Here is a 14,942-nt window from a genome sequence, read left to right on the forward strand (position 1 = left end):
CCCGGCCCCTTCGGGGCGCGGGTCCGCTTGTGACCGACCTGTACTCGGTTCCCTGTGGAGAACGCCTTGCGGGTCGATCGTCCAGCGTGCTCCGTGCGGGCCATCGGCCGCGCCGGCTTGGGCGATCCACCCGTCAGCGGCGAGCCGCAACAGGCCCGTACGCGCGGTTTCTCGGCCGACCCCGGCTAGTAGGGCCAGGCGGCGGGTATCGGCCTCCACAGGGCCGCTGAGGGCTTGTAGGGCGAGGAGGCAGAGAACGTCGAGCACGCGCCGGTCGGCTGGGCCGCCTCCGTGCGTCCAGCGGCCTACGCTGGCGTCGGCGCGGGTCTGCACGTCGCGCACGTGCGCGGCGATCGCGTCGGCGCGGGCGTCGAACGTGGGATCGTCCCCGATCTGACGATCGCTGGTGGCGACGTAGCGGACGGCCTTGCGCCACTGGCGGCGCAGCACCGCGGCGGCGCTGTTGGGGCCGCTGATGGGCCGTGTGCGGCGTCCTAAGCGATCGCGCGAGCTGCGCACGTGTTCGAGGCCGGGCGAGGTCTCGACGAGAGCTGCGACGTCGGCGTGCCGCCACCTGGCGGCCGCTGCGCCGATCAGGACGCGCCAGAGCACGGCGGAGGCATCGCCGCTGGCGGCGTCCTCGTGCAGCGCGGCCGCGCTCGATGCCGGCAGCTCGCGGCGGCGGCCGGGCAGGTACAGGTGGCCGTGCTCGTCGAGCGGCAGCGGCGTGTGCGGGTCGGCGGCTTCGGCGGGCTCGTCGACGTCGACGAGCTGCGCCAGGCGCTCGACGAGCTGACGCACCTGGGCGGCGGTCGTCGTGGGGTTCGTGAGCGCGTCCAGCGTGCCGGTGAGCACCGTGGAGGCACCGCCGGCACGGTGCGGTGTTCCTGGGGGCCGCACACAGCCCGTAACGGGGTTCGTGAGCTGCGAGAGGTCGAGCGAGGGGCACAGGTGGCGCGTCAGGCGCGCCAGGGTGGCGATCGTCTCGGCGTCGACGCTCTCGGCCAGGGCCGCCCATACGTGGCGGCCGCCGGACGGGCCGGACTGGCAGACGACGTGCTCGATGCCGGCATCCGCCAGGAGGCCGGCGATCGTTGCGGCGTCTCGCTCGGCCGCGGTGTTCGCTCCCTCGGCCTTCGCGTCGAGGTCGAACGCCAGCAGCCGGAACCGGGCATCGGTGCCGGCGAGGTAGACCGCCCACGGCCGGGCGGGCTCCGTCCGGTCGACGCGGGCGTGGCCGGTGTAGAGGTTCAGCACGTCGCCGCGGTCGTCGACAGCAGCGACGCGCACGCTCGGGCGCGGGCTCAGCGCGCGCGTGAGCGCCCACGACGAAACGCCGCGCGCACTCTCGGCTGGGTTCGGTGTGCTCGTTGCTATGATGGGGTCACCTCCCTCACTTGGGTAGGACGAAGCCCCGGCCTCGCCAGCCGGTTCTTCCACTCGAATCGCCTAGGTCTGCAAGTCGCCAAACTCGGACAGATCAGGCGCGAAGCTTTTAGCCCCCGCCCCGCCAAGGGCGGGGGCTAGCACGTTTATGCCGTGTCGATAGGCAGTTCTCCATCTCTCGGTTCAGGGGCAGGCCACCAGTTGGGTAGACCGCGGTCTGTGAGTTCTTCCTCTAGGTGGTCGATGACACGTTCGAGGAAGACGGCTGCGGAGACGCCGGCGCGCTCGGCGAGCTGCTCGAAGCGCTTCTTCCGCTTTTCTTCGATCAGCCAGCTCGCCCGAACGGGCTGCACTCGTGTGCCTCGGGGGAGTCGCTGGACTGACATGCCCCCATGTTAGTGATACATACACCACTATCCGGGGGCGACACGCTGCCCTGTTGCCCTCTCTTCTCCTTAGAGCTCGCGCGGATAGGACGGCGTATGGATCAGGGGCACCGGGCAGGACGAGAGTCCCACCGGTAGCGCTTCCAGGACTGCCGGACCAGGCGGCGGATGATGATGATCGCGCTGGCCAGCGCCACCCAGGCGTTCTGCACGCACCCTTGCCGGTCGGTCACCCTCGCCAGCGCCGAGAACCCTCTATTGTGCCATGAGTTGGTCCGCTCGACGACCCATCGACGAGTGTGGTTGATAGGCAGGAATACCCCCTTGGGAGTGATGTTCGGGGTGCAGCCCAGCTCGGAGAGAAGATCCCGGGTCCGAGCCGAGTCATAGCCCGCATCCAGGTGAACCGTGATGACCTCAGGAAGCCTGAATCCGACCACGGCGAGGGTCTCTAGCGTCGGACGCAGGAGCGGAGAGTCGTTCCTGTTGGCCCCGGCCAGCACCCATCCGATCGGTATCCCGCCGCCGTCCACGAGCACCGATCTCTTGAGACCCAATTTGCCGCGGTCGACAGGGCTGCGGCCGGTGTTCTCTCCTCCGCACGGTGCCTTGACGATGCATCCGTCGACCACGAGGTTGTCCAGGTCGAGGCCGACAGCCTGGTCGTAGGCTTCCAGCGCCAGGTGGTGGAGCCGCTCGAACACGCCGGCACGGATCCACTCGTCCCGGCGGGCTCGCATCGTGGTCGCCGAGCAGGTCTCATCGGCGTGCTGCTGGTAGGTACCTCCCAGGACGAGGCGGGCCAGAAGCTTGTCAAAGACGACCCGGTCTGGGATGCGCGGGCGGTGACACCCCAAAGGGTGGTTGATGTTGCGTTCGGGCAGCAGGGCTCGGAACTGTTCCCACAGAGGGTCGGCGATGAAGCCGGGCAGGACGGGCACGTGGTCTTGTGATCGTCGTCGTCGAGAAGAAGGGCGGGGCCGCCGCGCCGTACCCGTCCGGGCGCGGTGCGGCGGCCCCGGTCCTGCTACCCGACCTGCGGCTGCCCCGCCGCGGTGGACGGCGAGCGGGAGATGACCACGGCACCGACGACCAGCCCGATAACGGCGAGCACCGCAGCGACCACGAACGGGTCCCCGGAGTGCAGGGCCGGTGCGAACCCGAGGCCGACGTAGACGGCCACCCCGGCTGCTCCGCCGAGCTGGTCAGATGCTCGCTGGACGCCGGAGGCGATCCCGGCGTCCTCCTCGGTGGTGCCGCTGACTGCGATGTACTGCAGACCCACGAGCCCGAAGCCCATGCCCGCTGCGATCAGTAGCATCGCCGGGAGCAGCCACACCGCTCCACCATCCAGGACGGCCACGAGCGCGACCACGCCCATCGCGCCGGCAGCCGCTGCCAGGCCGACCAGCACGCAGGCGCGTGCGCCCCAGTGTCCCAGCAGCCGAGGCACGAGCACCGAGGCCACGATCAGCGCCACGGCCAGGGGCAGCATCGTCAGGCCTGCCCCCAGAGGCCCGATACCGAGCCTGTCCTGCAGGTAGAACGTGAACAGCAGGAACGAGGTCGACAACGCACCGCTGAGCAGCATCGTCGTCAGGTTCGCCCGCAGCCGGGCCCGATCGGCGAAGAAGGTCAGCGGGACCAGCGGGTTCGGCGACCTCGACTCGACCCGCACGAACCCGGCAGCAGCCAGCACCGCGCACACCAGCGCGACCCCGCTGACCCACAGGCCGGTGGCAGGCTCGCCCGCCTCGACCGCGGCGTAGACGAACAGCAGCGGGCACGCGGTCAGCAGGAGCGAACCGGGAAGGTCCAAGCGGCACCGTCCCCCGGACGCGGGCCGGTCGGCCGGTACCAGGAGCAGCGCGGCCACGATCACGACCAGGATGAAGGGCACCGAGACCAGGAAGACCCAGCGCCAGCCCAGGTGGGCGGTGATGATCCCTGACAGGGCGAACCCGAGAACCAGGCCGCAGCTGGCCACGGCCGCCCACACGCTCAGGGCCCGTGAGCGGCGCGGCCCCTCGGGGAAGAGCAGCACGATGGTCGCCATCGCCGCGGGCAGCGCGACAGCCTCGCCCGCGCCCTGGAGCAGGCGGGCCGCGACCAGGACCGGAAAGGACGGGGCCAGGCCAGCCAGCAGGGAGGCCGCGCCGAAGACGCTCGTGCCGACCAGGAGGGTGCGGCGGCGGCCGAGAAGGTCACCGAGCCGACCGCCGAGCATCAGCAGCCCTCCGCCGGTGATGGTGTAGCCGACCACGACCCAGGTCAGGGAGTGTCCCCCGACGCCGAGGTCCGCGCCGATCGAGGGCAGCGCGATGTTGACCACGGTCACGTCGACCGCGATGAAGAACTGCAGCATCGACATCGCGCACAGCACGAGCCATGCGCGCACAGGGGCGGGACCGATCCCGCATGAAGTGGTGGAAGTGCCTGAAAGCATCAATTGCTCCGTCGCTCTGAAGAGTTTCCGAGCAGCACGAAGGGCCGCTCCGGTCTGATCACGAAGCGGCTGGACGTTCCAGGTGAGGTGTTGCTGTGTGCCGGACGTCCCGCCGCTAGCGGGACGTCCTGGTCACTGCCGCGCAAGCGGCCGAGCTCGAAGCGCCTGACATGGTACAGATGCTAGCAGCGGGGAATATTCGCCCCCGGACCTGTCCCTCCTATCCGCGCGAGCTCTTACCCCCGATAGATGGCGCTCCGCGTGTTGGCCGGTGCAGTCAAGGGTGTCGGCGTAGCCGCATCGCGTAGCGACGCGCAGCGCCCTTGACTGCACCGGCCAACACGCCACACTTGTCGAGCATCGGGGCAAGGAAACCCACTATGAGTTGCGTTGCTCCTGAAGGTCCCAGACAGCGCGGCCGCCAAGCCCGCTCTCGTCCCACGTGATGGGTCTGTAGGTCGCGGCCGCCGCTGTCACGGCTGCTCGTGCATCCCCTGTGCACTCGATGAGGGCGCGGGTCTGGGCGACAACATCGAGCGAGGGCGGCGCGGCGCTGCATGTACTTGGTGCGGTGACATAGATCGGACCTTGTTCGGTGGGGAGAGCGCAGACGTAGGCATTGCCGCCGCCTGCTCTGCACACCGGCTCTTCCACGGCGCTCTGGCCTGCCCCGTGTTGCTCGTCGAGGGCCTCCTGCGCATTGCAGGCGATATCGAACGGTGAACAGGCAGTCGCCACACTCGTGGGATGCTCCGCAGGAGGTTGGAGCCGAGCGTCGAGGAGCGCGACGACCACGAAGGCAAGAACCCCGACGGGGATCATCCAAGCAAGCGCTTTGAGTTCGTTCTTCATTTTCTGTTCCTTCCTACGTCACAGCTCCGTGGGGGGGCTGATTCAACTGGCGGAGCTGGAGCGTGGCGGCGGCGTGCTGCGCCTGAGTTGCGACGGTCTGCCAAACTCCTGCGTTCCAGTGCATCCCGATGCCGGCGATTCCCCATGCTGGGCCGTCCCAGATGAGCGCTCGGCCTGCGGGGATTGCAGTGATGTCTCCGGGAGTCAGCACCTTCTGGCGCTGGGTTTGATAGCTCGGGTTCACTGTTTCGAGCGGCATAAGGTACGGGCCAACGTAGGAGGTCGAGACGGAGTAGCTGGTCATGTGGCGGTCGTATTCTCCGGCTGCGTCGCTCAGGGCACTCACGGTGTCCTGGTCGAACACGCCTCGGAAGATGACCTTCGTCGGGAAGAGCGTCAAGAACGACTTCGCCGCGTCTCCCCACCGCGCGATCGCCGGACCAAGTGCCTGGATGCCGACGGCGAGGTGGAGGCCCTGGCCGCCAGCCTCTGAGATGATGTCCGGCAGGGGGATGGGAGCGGTCGTGTTCGCCTCGTCGAGCGCGAACGTGACGTGCGGATGCGATCGCTCGAGGCCAGCTTGCTCCCTCTTCGTCCGGTCGTAGGTCTCGAAGCGGATCTGCTCGAGGAGCGCGGCCAGCAACGGTGCGTAGAGGTCTTGCTTGTCCGGGCGGGCGGTGATGTAGAGCGTGTCTGCGGAGCGGACGAACTCGCGTGGGTCGAAGTTAGGGTTCTCCCCGATGCGGCGTGCTGCCAGCGAGTCGTAGACGCCCAGCATGCGCGCCATCGTTGAGACGATCGACCCGCGCTCCTTATCTGGGGTCGCAATGAGCCCTTTGAGCTTCTGCCAGGCGATATCAGCTCCCTCGTCGCCGTCATCAGCGGCGTCCGCAAGGATGCCGAGAACCTGGGCCGATGTGTCGTCATCGAGAGCTGAGGCCGCCCACCGCGCCACGGTAGCGATGGATTTGCCGTCGAGATGAGCCGCATAGAGAAGGGTCTGCACCCAGTCGATTGCTCTACCGATGAAGTGATCTTCACGCCCTTTGGTTCGTTGTGCGTCGCCCATCGATTTCCCGACTTGTAGAGCGTCATCCCAGGTACGAACAGACGCGAGCGGAGACCAGCGAACGCGTTCGACGCCCTCCGGGGTTACCTCATCGCCGCCTGGGTCGAAATGCCAGACGCGGCCGCGCTGAGCACGAACTCGCCACGTCGCATTCATCACGTCGGACTTGATCGAGGATGAGACACATGCGCCGGGGGCGATCATGACCGTGGGGATGAGCACCGCACTCGTCTTGCCCGAGCCGGGAGGTCCAAGCACCAGGACGCCGCCTCGCGGTGTCGCCGTGAGAATCGAATCGGTGCCGTCGAGAGACCAGCCGAGAACCGCTCCAGGGCGATGGCCTGTCTTCGACTCGACTATTTCAGTGATTGCTGCAACCGTGTCCGGGCGCTCCATTAGCCAGTGCGCTTCGGTCTTGTAGGACTCGACATCGGTTCCGCTGCTGCTGGTCGCTTTCGGCCGAGCCGGTCGGATACGGCCGAGCCCGTAGCCCGCCAGGTATGCGATGAGCTGGGGAACGGCGATGAGCACAGTCATGACGATCAGAGCCGTCCGACCGTACATGATGCCGACCCCTCGGCGTCCCTGTGAGAGACCGATAAGGAGCGCCACGAGGCAGGTAGCTGCAACGGTGACCAGGAGCACGGTGCCGTAGGTCGCGAGCTGTGATGCGATCGCCTCGCCCCTGGCGGGGCAGTCCGGGACAACACCAGTTGACGGGTCGATCGAAGGGCATTCGATATCCACGGGCGGAGATGCCGCGACGATCAATCCCACGAGCCAGAGAGGGATAGTGAGTGCCCACAGAATCGGGAGCATCCACATCCATCCGCCCCCTTTTCGGACTCTTAGCGGCGGTGCGACACCGCCGGTTGCCTGCGGACCCCATGTGCTCATCGTTCGATCCCTCCCTCGCGCTCTCGGTCGCGTTCCTCACGCTGCTTAGTCATGAACTCCTCGGTCTGTTCCCGCCGAGACTTAGGCTCCGCGTTCCCGGTGACGTGTTGCGTCTGGTTTTCGCGCTGCTCCTGGCTGGCGTCCTTTCCCTCGCGCTGCCCAGCGAACAACTCCTCGGTTTGCTCCCGCCGAGACTTAGGCTCCGCTGTCGAGCTGTGGCGATCTCGTGCTCGTTCGTCTGCGGCACGCTCCTCGGGCGACCGTTCGCTCATCGCTTCGCCCTGCATGCGCTGGGCGTGCCGTTCGCCCTCGGTGCGCTGCTGAACCTCGCGCGTCTTCCGCTCATCGGCTACCCGTTGTTCCTCTGGCGTCTGCGGGCGTTGCAGCTGCTCCATCACGAGCATTTCCTGCTCGGTACGTCGTTGCTCGCGCTCGATCCGGCGATCTGCTGCGCTCGTAGGTTGGCCTCGGTCGGCGGCCAGCGCTGCCTCGCGCCTGCGTTGCTGCTCGTTGACTTCGCGCTGGGGCATGCGCTTCCTCCCTGAGCTCTTCGTCTTGGGCACCTGTGTGAGCCCGTAGCGCTTCTCCAGCTCCGCGCGCGCGCTCTGAGCCTTGTAGAAGTCCTTGCTGTGACTCCACAGCTTCCCGCGTTCATCGACGCGACTTGCGACAATGTGCACGTGATCGTCTCCGTGGCGGACCATCACCCAGGGATGATCCGCGTACCCCATCCGCTCAGCGAAAAGCTGGCCGGCCTCGGCCCATTCCGCGTCGCTCAGGTGGCGATCCCCCGGAGCATTACGAAGAGACACGTGCCATACCGGGTCCTTGGTCTTGCGCTCTCGGGTGTCGATCGCTGAACGCATGTCCATAGCCCAGCTCTTACCCTGGGTATCTCCCTCGCGGCCAAGGTTCCCGCCGATCACTCGACCACCCTCATGTTCACGATCGTCGTCGAGGCGGTATCTGTGCTCGTTGGCTTTCCCTCGACCGTGCAAGTACGCCGCGATATCGCCAGGCCGAGAACCCTTGGTGATCTTGGCAATCATCTGCCGGCCTCGTGGAGAGCGTCGCGGACGTCACTTACCGCAGCTCTCGTGTCTGCGATCGCTGCGGCGATCGCAGACAACTCAGGAGGCGCTTCCACACCAAGCGCCGCGATGTTGAGCGCCCGAGCGATCTGGTTGAGATTCGAGCCGGCACGAGTGAGGTTCAGCCGAAGGTCGTCGATGTTCTCGATGTAATCGAGGCCCGGTCGCTCGTCGAGGCGACGAGCGACGAGCTCGCGGACCCATCGTCCGAGCTGTTGACGGCCGTCTTCTTTCGCGGCCGTCTTCCATCGCTCCCACTCTTCGTCGGTGAGACGCACGGCGACCGTACGTGTGCGCTCGAACAAGTCGTCAGCGGTGGTGGCGACGTAGTTGGTAGGAAGCGTCGTCTTGCGCGGCGACGGCTGCTGAGAACGGTGCTCCGCGCCGTTCTCTGACGAGTCATTCATGACGAGTCCTCCTCTGAGCGCCGAGCGAGGAGGGACCAACCGGAGGTTGGTCGAGCCCCGCAGGGCAAGGGCTTTAGCGGAACGCGGAGGTCGCGAAGCGCCGTAGCGTTACGCTAAAGCATACCTTGCATCGCTCCGCGGTGCACCACAGCGTGGTGACACCGGCACCGCGGAGCAGGGCGGCCGGCCGCCGGAGGGTGGGTGCGCCCACGCCAATGCGAGCGTCAGCGAGCGAGGCGGGGCGCACCCACCCGGAGGTGGCTGGCCGGTCGACCGTTAGGTCGACGCCGTGGCCCGGCCGAGGGCCACGATGACAGCCGTGCGCTATACGAAAAACTGAGCCACAAGCCCTGTGGGATCTGCGCTCCCTTCCCCCGATACCGTGATGGTCACACACGAGAGAGCCCCGTCAAGGGCGCTTCGCGTCACTTCGTGATGCGGCGATGCCGCACCCTTGACGGGGCTCTCTCGTGTGCAGAGCGGCTATCTATCGGGGGAAGGGGAGGAACGGTCAAGACCGCCTACGGCGTTGCGACGGACGCCTGCTCAGGAGTGTTCAATACCGTGGTTCCGACGGTTGAACACTTCCTCGTAGACGTCTTCCTCAATTGCCCCTCGGCGCACCGCTGCCGAGACTTCGGACCAGGTGCCGGGCGGGTCGACGATCAGCGAGTCGTACCCGTCCGTCTGCCCGCCCTTCACGTAGGGGAACCTCGTCAGCTCGTCGACGAGGTGCGCGCGGTCGATGAAGCCGGCGGCGTAGCGCTGGCAAATCTCGGCCGGCGTCGCGCCCGAGAATCCATCCAGCGACATGTCGACCACCTCCTAGAGAACATTCCATCAGGGGGTGACAGATAGCGCTATCGGCTGAGCGCTCGGCGCACGCTGGAGGCTCCGACTCCGAGCACGCGGGCGATGCTTTCCCAGCTCTGCTGCTCGGCGCGCATGCGCTCGGCCGTTGCGATCCGTTCGGGCGTCATCACGCTCGGGCGGCCGCCGACGCGGCCCTGGCTGCGGGCGTAGTCGAGGCCGCGGGTCGTGTTCTCGCGGATCGTGTCGACGCGGAGCTGCGCGAACACAGCGACGATGCCGTAGAGGGCGCGGCCCATCGGTGTCGTGGTGTCGATCATCGGCTCTGTGAGACTGACGATGTTCACCTGTCGGGCGTCGAGGTCCTGCAACGTCTCGATCAGGATGCGCTCACTGCCGGCGAGGCGGTCAAGCCGGCGCACTTTGAGGGTGTCCCCCGGCCGGAGGTAGTCGAGGCAAGCAAGCCACTGGGGGCGGTCTGCGACGCGGCTGGACTCGCCGTGGTCGACGAACACACGTTCGCAGCCGGCCGCGCGCAGCTCGGCCTCCTGCGCGTCCGGGTTCTGCTCACGCTTGGAGACTCGGGCGTAGCCGACTTCGTGTGCCATGCCGAAAACGGTACTGCCGATGTTCCGGCGCGATTCGGTTTCGGCAGGGGGTTTCGGCGGATCGATCCTCGGCGTGTCGCGCACCTGGTCGTCGACGCGGACGCGGCCGCCGAAAACGATCGTTTACGGCTGAGCCCGCAATCGAGTTGACGTACCATACGTATGGTAGGTATATTCGAACTGTGCCAACCAAAATCGAACTTCTCGATCACGCAGTTGAAGTCCTTCGCCGCGGCGATGCCCTCACCCTCGATGCAGTCGCTCGCGAGGCGGGGTTGACGAAGCCCGGGGTGGTCCACCATTTCGGCACGAAAGAAGTTCTCACTGTCGCAGTCGTGAACCGCATCATCGACCGCTGGGAAGCGGATCTGCATACTCGGGCCTCGACGGATGCCGAGCCGATCGACAAGCTGCGCGCGTACGTCGACTACGCACTCAACGGCGACTTCGACTCCAGCGATCTCGCCCTGCTCGCGGACGTGAACCTGCGCGAGCGGTTGTCTGCTCTGTGGGCGGAACGCCTCACCCCGTGGCTCGGCAGCAACATCGACACTGACCCGGCGAGCCGCGCATCACTTCGCGCCGCCCGCCTGCTGGCCGACGGCGCATGGTTCAACGCCGCGCTCGGCATCCCCACCGTCCGCGACGACGAACGATCCGTCCTACGCGCGATCGCCCTGCAACTCGTGAATGAAGGAGACCCCCAGTGACCAACAAAGCCAAAGGCTGGCTGTTCCTCATCGGCGCGATCGCCGCCGAGGTCACCGGCTCACTATCCCTCAAAGGTGCGCTCGACGCACCCGCCCTCTATGCACTCGTCGCAGCCGGCTACATCGGCGCGTTCGTGTTCCTCAGCCTCGTGCTTCGCACCGGCATGGCCCTCGGCGTCGCCTACGGCATTTGGGGAGCATCCGGGGTCGCGCTCACGGCGCTTCTCTCCCTCATCATCTTCGGCGAACCGCTCACTCTCTTGATGGGCATCGGCATCGTCGTCGTCATCGCCGGAGTGCTGTGCGTCGAACTCGGCGCACAGGCCGGTCACAAGAAGAAGGCAGAGGTCGCGTGATGGTCTGGCTGTTCCTCATCGGCGCAATCGTCTTCGAGGTCGTCGGCACGCTCTCCCTGCGTATGGCCGTCGACAAGAAGCGCTGGTATGTCGGCGTGGCTGTGGGCTACGTCCTCGCATTCACCATGCTCAGCCTCGCCCTCGCCGGCGGCATGGCACTCGGCGTCGCCTACGGCATCTGGGCCGCATCCGGCGTCGCACTCACCGCCATCCTCAGCAAGTTCCTCTTCAAAGAGCCCTTCACCTGGCTGATGGGCCTCGGCATCGTCCTCATCGTCGGCGGCGTTCTCTGCATTGAACTCGGAGCCGTCCACTAACCCGGCGAGGCGGACATCCCCACGTCTAGCGCGATGGACAGCGAAACCGTCTGCCGAAAGCAACTTGCGGGGAACCTTCGCGGCAAGGTCACCAGACGTCGGTCGGGTCGGAGATGCGCTGGCATGCTCCCTGCCATATCCAGCACCGCAACGTCTCACCGTCGATCGTCACTTGCACGCCCACGGCGTCGGCTGTCCAGCGCTTCACCTGGACGACGCACCGCACGTTGGTGTCCCCGAACTGGAGCCACGCATGCCCCCATATCGTCAGCTGCTCGGGAACGATCGTGAGGGGCTGCGCATGCAATCGCAGCTGGACGCGATCGAGGGTGCGCAGCGGCCCACGCTTGCGCGCCTCGCGCAGCTCGCGCTCTTCGCCCCTCTGCGCCGCCAGGTGCGGGTAGCGCTTGTTCGTTCCCACTGAGACATCGTCCCGGGAACATCGGACGCTGAGGGGGCCTACTCAGCGTTGTCCTTCGGCTTGCCGGGTCGGGGCCAGGGCCAGGCGTCGACGACGGCCCACAGCTCGGCCGACGATCGCGAAACGATCATGTCGGGCCGACTCTCAGCCACCACGGCGTCAAGGAACCAGGAGGCATCGCGCAGCGCGTCGGTGTAGCCGGAGTGGCCGCGGGCGACAGCTCCCATGATTGCCGCGATCTTCATTGTCACGCTGGCCTCCGAACCAACCTCAGTAACGTTCCAACTTAGATACGGAATTACTGAAATACTTACTTACTCATGCGCGCCTGTACGGCGTCGGCAATCGCAAGCCGTAGGGCGGGGTCTGCTTCGAGCTGGGCAACCAGCGCTCTGATGACCTCTGCGTGTGGGACCTTGGCGCGGCCGAACGTTTCCGCCAGCTCCCCGCAGTACGCGACGAGCTGGCGGTAGCTCTGCGGTGCTAGATCAGTCGTCACTCTCACCGGCTTTGCGCGTGGAGCGCTCTTGACCTGGTTCACCGTCGGTGAGGTCGTATCGCCCGTCATGTCCCGGCCGCCACGGCGCTCGCTCAACTTCGCAGCTCGGGCCGCAATGTCCGTTGCTTTGCTCACGCTCGAACCTCCAAGCCCTCGATCTCTTCGGCGGCTTCGGCGTACTTTCCAAGGTCCGTGACCGGCGCGGCGAATGCCTGCGCGATCGGCTCTCGCCTAGGGATGGTCGTTGTCAGAACGTGGTGGCCGCCCTCCTCGATCAGTTCACGGAACATGCCTGTCGAGTTCGCGTTCGCGATGGTGCGGTTCAGCAGCACGGCAATACGCGCGGGTTGATCGCGCAGCGGCTCGACTTCTTCGATCGCCGCCCACACGTCGGGTAAGCGCTCGAATTCCAACATGGTCGGGGCCATCGTGACGATGATGGTGTCCGCTGCGCGCAATGCCGAGTAGACGATTCCAGCTTGCTCGTCGAGGGGAGGGGTGTCGATCAGCACGACGTCCGTGGACGGCGAGATGATCCCCGCGAGCCTCGTGTGAAGGTTCTTCACTGGGAGCGCCAGTGTGGGGATGTCCCAGTTGCCGGCTTCACTCCATCTGAGTGCGGACCCCTGGGGGTCTGCATCGACGACGAGCACACTCTTCCCTTGCGCAGCGTAGGCGTGAGCAAGATAAGCCGTGCTCGTGGTCTTGGCTGATCCACCTTTGAGGTTCGTGATGGTGATGACTCTCATACAAGGAGGATACCGCGTAGATACGTGTTTACTGAACTACTGACCTACTGCGTGTTGGAGGCGCGCCCCGGCGTCATTCAAGCTCCGTCTCGTTGGCTGAGCCTGAACGGGTCGGGCAGGCTGAACATACGATCAAGAAGCGGCTCCAGATGCGCGATCGCCGCCCGATGCTGCTCATCTGTGAACTCTTCGATCACTGGCGGTTCGTCATCGTTCCAGCCGATCGCCTCTGCCGCGATAGTCAGATCCCATCGATTCCACCTCAGCCTGCCTTGCTCGCGTAGTTGCTCCTGGAACTGTCCCTCGATACCGAGCGGGTGGAAGTGGTCCGCGTAGTCGGGCGACAGCATCCCGCGCACCTGATCGATTGCGAGCGTGTAACCCGCGATGAAGGCAGTCACGCGGTCGAACCGGATCGGCAGCCCCAGGAACATGCCAGGCCGCTTGATGAACGCCCCCGCCATGACCAGGAGCGATGGCGCACTCGCCTGATGTTCAGTCATCGCCCGTCCCTGCCTCCCGTTAGAGAGCGTCGATGAGTTCGCGCATCAGCTGTGAGGGCGTGGTATGGCGCTCCTGCGCCGCCTCATCCAGCTTCGCCCTACGCACGGCGTCAAGTCGAAGCGTGAAGGGCCGCGCGTGCGCACCCACGCTGATAGGACGCCCAGGAACCGAGGGACCCAGGTGCTTGCCTTCGTATCCTGCCTCGGACTCTGCTTCGGCGGCCCACCGCTCGATGTCTTCGTCGTTGAACGGGACCCCGTTCACGTCGCTGTACTTGCCCATCTGTCTACCTCCTCAGTCCAACCTCGATGAGAACCTTCTTCGTCGCTGGCATGGCGTGGAATACCAGCCAACCATCAGGCTCGTCCTCCACCGCGATGTACTCCAGCAACCGCCCACTAGGGTCTGTTCCCACACCGACCCACTGCACCGGGTGAGTGTCACGCGCTCGGGAGCGCAACGTGCCCTCGAAGGCTTCCACCACATCCGCAGCAGTGACCTCAGGGTGTCGATCGGTGACCCTCGGATGCACCCGTACCCGCACGCTCACTCCCGTTCGTTTTCATTTCGTACTGCGTAAGTGTAGTACGAAAAGGGCTAAGTTGCAGCACTTCTAAGCGATCGCGTCGACCAGCTCGGGCACCTCGACGTCGCTGCGCTCGGTCGACTGTGTAGGGGCGTAGGGCTCGACGGCGATCGGGCGGGCTCCGAGGATGTCGATGATGATGCGCTCGGCGTCGCTGGGCGGCTCGACGGCGACGATAGCGGGTGCGGGGGAGCGGCGGGGCGCGATCGCGCGGCCGCCGCGCTCCTGCTCGACTTCGGTGCGAGCTGCGCGGTAGTCGGCTCGGCCGTCGGCTCGACGTGGGTGCGCACCGTAGGCGCTCGTGCCGAACTCGGGTAGCAGCGTGAGCTGGCCTCGGCCGGGTCGGCGGCCGGCACCGGGTCGACGTGGTGCTTGCATCCACGTCTGTTCGGCTTGCCACCACGCCCACAGCTCGCGCTCGACGGCGTAGGCGGCGGCTCGACGCTGTAGCCGGCCGCCGACGCCGAGGCGTGCGGCGGCGGCTCGACGGCGATCCTGGCTCGGCCGAGCCCAACGGTTGCCGCGCTGCACGAGCAGGCCGGCCGAGCCGAGCCGGTCGAGGGTGCGCAGCGTGCGGGCGGGGTCTGATCCGGTGGCGCGGGCTAGTTCGTCGACGTCCTGAGCATCCTCGGTGGTTCTCGCGTAGAGGTTCCCTGCGTGCAGTCCGATGCCGGGGGAGAGGGTGAACACGTCGTGCGCAGCAGCCGAGGTTCGCGCGGCGAGGGACGCGGAAAGCGTGGTGCGTTCGGCGGACCCGGCCCCTTCGGGGCGCGGGTCCGCTTGTGACCGACCTGTACTCGGTTCCCTGTGGAGAACGCCTTGCGGGTCGATCGTCCAGCGTGCTCCGT

At 66.5% G+C, this 14,942-nt stretch carries 17 protein-coding genes and 2 pseudogenes; 3 read left to right on the plus strand and 16 right to left on the minus strand.

Annotation, left to right across the window (positions count from 1 at the left end):
* The 9 genes and pseudogenes from ACZ402_RS20015 to ACZ402_RS20055 form a co-directional block, all read right to left on the minus strand.
* Positions 1-1,257, minus strand: a pseudogene (locus ACZ402_RS20015) (hypothetical protein); the annotation flags it as partial.
* A 616-nt stretch (positions 1,258-1,873) separates the two neighbouring features.
* On the minus strand, positions 1,874-2,713 hold the full coding sequence (locus tag ACZ402_RS20020; protein ID WP_098456722.1) for an IS5 family transposase: 840 nt from the start codon (positions 2,711-2,713) through the stop codon (positions 1,874-1,876).
* 86 nt (positions 2,714-2,799) lie between these two features.
* Positions 2,800-4,218: an MFS transporter gene (locus ACZ402_RS20025; protein ID WP_210754710.1), complete on the minus strand. Its 1,419-nt coding sequence runs from the start codon at positions 4,216-4,218 to the stop codon at positions 2,800-2,802.
* A gap of 378 nt (positions 4,219-4,596) precedes the next feature.
* The gene (locus tag ACZ402_RS20030; RefSeq protein ID WP_377956456.1) at positions 4,597-5,070 is read right to left on the minus strand and encodes a hypothetical protein; all 474 of its coding nucleotides are present in this window, start codon (positions 5,068-5,070) and stop codon (positions 4,597-4,599) included.
* A 13-nt stretch (positions 5,071-5,083) separates the two neighbouring features.
* Positions 5,084-6,916, minus strand: coding sequence for a type IV secretory system conjugative DNA transfer family protein (locus ACZ402_RS20035; protein WP_465285929.1), 1,833 nt, complete (start codon positions 6,914-6,916; stop codon positions 5,084-5,086).
* A 116-nt stretch (positions 6,917-7,032) separates the two neighbouring features.
* Positions 7,033-8,085: a relaxase/mobilization nuclease domain-containing protein gene (locus tag ACZ402_RS20040; RefSeq protein WP_377956458.1), complete on the minus strand. Its 1,053-nt coding sequence runs from the start codon at positions 8,083-8,085 to the stop codon at positions 7,033-7,035.
* Positions 8,082-8,534, minus strand: coding sequence for a plasmid mobilization relaxosome protein MobC (gene mobC, locus ACZ402_RS20045; RefSeq protein WP_377956459.1), 453 nt, complete (start codon positions 8,532-8,534; stop codon positions 8,082-8,084). Before mobC ends, ACZ402_RS20040 begins: the two co-directional genes overlap by 4 nt.
* Before the next feature lie 546 nt (positions 8,535-9,080).
* The gene (locus tag ACZ402_RS20050) at positions 9,081-9,347 is read right to left on the minus strand and encodes a hypothetical protein (RefSeq protein WP_377956446.1); all 267 of its coding nucleotides are present in this window, start codon (positions 9,345-9,347) and stop codon (positions 9,081-9,083) included.
* A gap of 47 nt (positions 9,348-9,394) precedes the next feature.
* Positions 9,395-9,952 carry a recombinase family protein gene (locus ACZ402_RS20055; RefSeq protein WP_465285932.1) on the minus strand — a complete coding sequence of 186 codons (558 nt, stop codon included), beginning with the start codon at positions 9,950-9,952 and terminating at the stop codon, positions 9,395-9,397.
* Positions 9,953-10,134: 182 nt separating this feature from the next.
* Between ACZ402_RS20055 and ACZ402_RS20060 the strand changes: the two genes are divergently transcribed.
* Genes ACZ402_RS20060 through ACZ402_RS20070 form a run of 3 tightly spaced genes read left to right on the plus strand, consistent with a single transcriptional unit; the run spans position 10,135 to position 11,335 of the window.
* A complete protein-coding gene (locus ACZ402_RS20060) occupies positions 10,135-10,662 on the plus strand; it encodes a TetR/AcrR family transcriptional regulator (RefSeq protein WP_377956448.1) in 528 nt (175 codons plus the stop codon).
* Entirely contained in the window at positions 10,659-11,018 is a 360-nt protein-coding gene (locus ACZ402_RS20065) for a DMT family transporter (RefSeq protein WP_046746592.1), read from the plus strand. Before ACZ402_RS20060 ends, ACZ402_RS20065 begins: the two co-directional genes overlap by 4 nt.
* The gene (locus ACZ402_RS20070; protein ID WP_088478642.1) at positions 11,018-11,335 is read left to right on the plus strand and encodes a DMT family transporter; all 318 of its coding nucleotides are present in this window, start codon (positions 11,018-11,020) and stop codon (positions 11,333-11,335) included. The genes ACZ402_RS20065 and ACZ402_RS20070 overlap by 1 nt, the downstream gene beginning before the upstream one ends.
* 88 nt (positions 11,336-11,423) lie before the next feature.
* Here the strand turns inward: ACZ402_RS20070 and ACZ402_RS20075 are convergent, their stop codons facing one another.
* From ACZ402_RS20075 to ACZ402_RS20105, 7 genes and pseudogenes are all read right to left on the minus strand, one after another.
* The gene (locus tag ACZ402_RS20075) at positions 11,424-11,756 is read right to left on the minus strand and encodes a hypothetical protein (protein WP_088478641.1); all 333 of its coding nucleotides are present in this window, start codon (positions 11,754-11,756) and stop codon (positions 11,424-11,426) included.
* Positions 11,757-11,794: 38 nt separating this feature from the next.
* Positions 11,795-12,007: a hypothetical protein gene (locus ACZ402_RS20080; RefSeq protein ID WP_377956449.1), complete on the minus strand. Its 213-nt coding sequence runs from the start codon at positions 12,005-12,007 to the stop codon at positions 11,795-11,797.
* Between the two features lie 59 nt (positions 12,008-12,066).
* Complete coding sequence (locus ACZ402_RS20085; RefSeq protein WP_465285936.1) at positions 12,067-12,390, minus strand: hypothetical protein; 324 nt, start codon at positions 12,388-12,390, stop codon at positions 12,067-12,069.
* Positions 12,387-13,004 carry an AAA family ATPase gene (locus ACZ402_RS20090; RefSeq protein ID WP_377956451.1) on the minus strand — a complete coding sequence of 206 codons (618 nt, stop codon included), beginning with the start codon at positions 13,002-13,004 and terminating at the stop codon, positions 12,387-12,389. Before ACZ402_RS20090 ends, ACZ402_RS20085 begins: the two co-directional genes overlap by 4 nt.
* A 77-nt stretch (positions 13,005-13,081) precedes the next feature.
* Positions 13,082-13,507 (minus strand): hypothetical protein, encoded by a 426-nt coding sequence (locus ACZ402_RS20095; protein ID WP_377956452.1) that lies wholly within the window; start codon positions 13,505-13,507, stop codon positions 13,082-13,084.
* Between the two features lie 19 nt (positions 13,508-13,526).
* Positions 13,527-13,790, minus strand: a complete 264-nt coding sequence (locus ACZ402_RS20100; protein ID WP_377956453.1) for a CopG family transcriptional regulator — start codon at positions 13,788-13,790, stop codon at positions 13,527-13,529.
* Between the two features lie 331 nt (positions 13,791-14,121).
* Positions 14,122-14,942 (minus strand): annotated as a pseudogene (locus ACZ402_RS20105) (hypothetical protein); the annotation flags it as partial.

It is taken from the genome of Cellulosimicrobium sp. NPDC030954 (genome assembly GCF_055571305.1).

Excerpts from the sequence above, each read along its gene's own strand:
- ACZ402_RS20025 (WP_210754710.1), bottom strand. The coding sequence starts at position 4,218 with ATGCTTTCAGGCACTTCCACCACTTCATGCGGGATCGGTCCCGCCCCT.
- ACZ402_RS20030 (WP_377956456.1), bottom strand. The coding sequence starts at position 5,070 with ATGAAGAACGAACTCAAAGCGCTTGCTTGGATGATCCCCGTCGGGGTT.
- ACZ402_RS20040 (WP_377956458.1), bottom strand. The coding sequence starts at position 8,085 with ATGATTGCCAAGATCACCAAGGGTTCTCGGCCTGGCGATATCGCGGCG.
- mobC (WP_377956459.1), bottom strand. The coding sequence starts at position 8,534 with ATGAATGACTCGTCAGAGAACGGCGCGGAGCACCGTTCTCAGCAGCCG.
- ACZ402_RS20050 (WP_377956446.1), bottom strand. The coding sequence starts at position 9,347 with ATGTCGCTGGATGGATTCTCGGGCGCGACGCCGGCCGAGATTTGCCAG.
- ACZ402_RS20055 (WP_465285932.1), bottom strand. The coding sequence starts at position 9,952 with ATGGCACACGAAGTCGGCTACGCCCGAGTCTCCAAGCGTGAGCAGAAC.
- ACZ402_RS20070 (WP_088478642.1), top strand. The coding sequence starts at position 11,018 with ATGGTCTGGCTGTTCCTCATCGGCGCAATCGTCTTCGAGGTCGTCGGC.
- ACZ402_RS20090 (WP_377956451.1), bottom strand. The coding sequence starts at position 13,004 with ATGAGAGTCATCACCATCACGAACCTCAAAGGTGGATCAGCCAAGACC.
- ACZ402_RS20095 (WP_377956452.1), bottom strand. The coding sequence starts at position 13,507 with ATGACTGAACATCAGGCGAGTGCGCCATCGCTCCTGGTCATGGCGGGG.
- ACZ402_RS20100 (WP_377956453.1), bottom strand. The coding sequence starts at position 13,790 with ATGGGCAAGTACAGCGACGTGAACGGGGTCCCGTTCAACGACGAAGAC.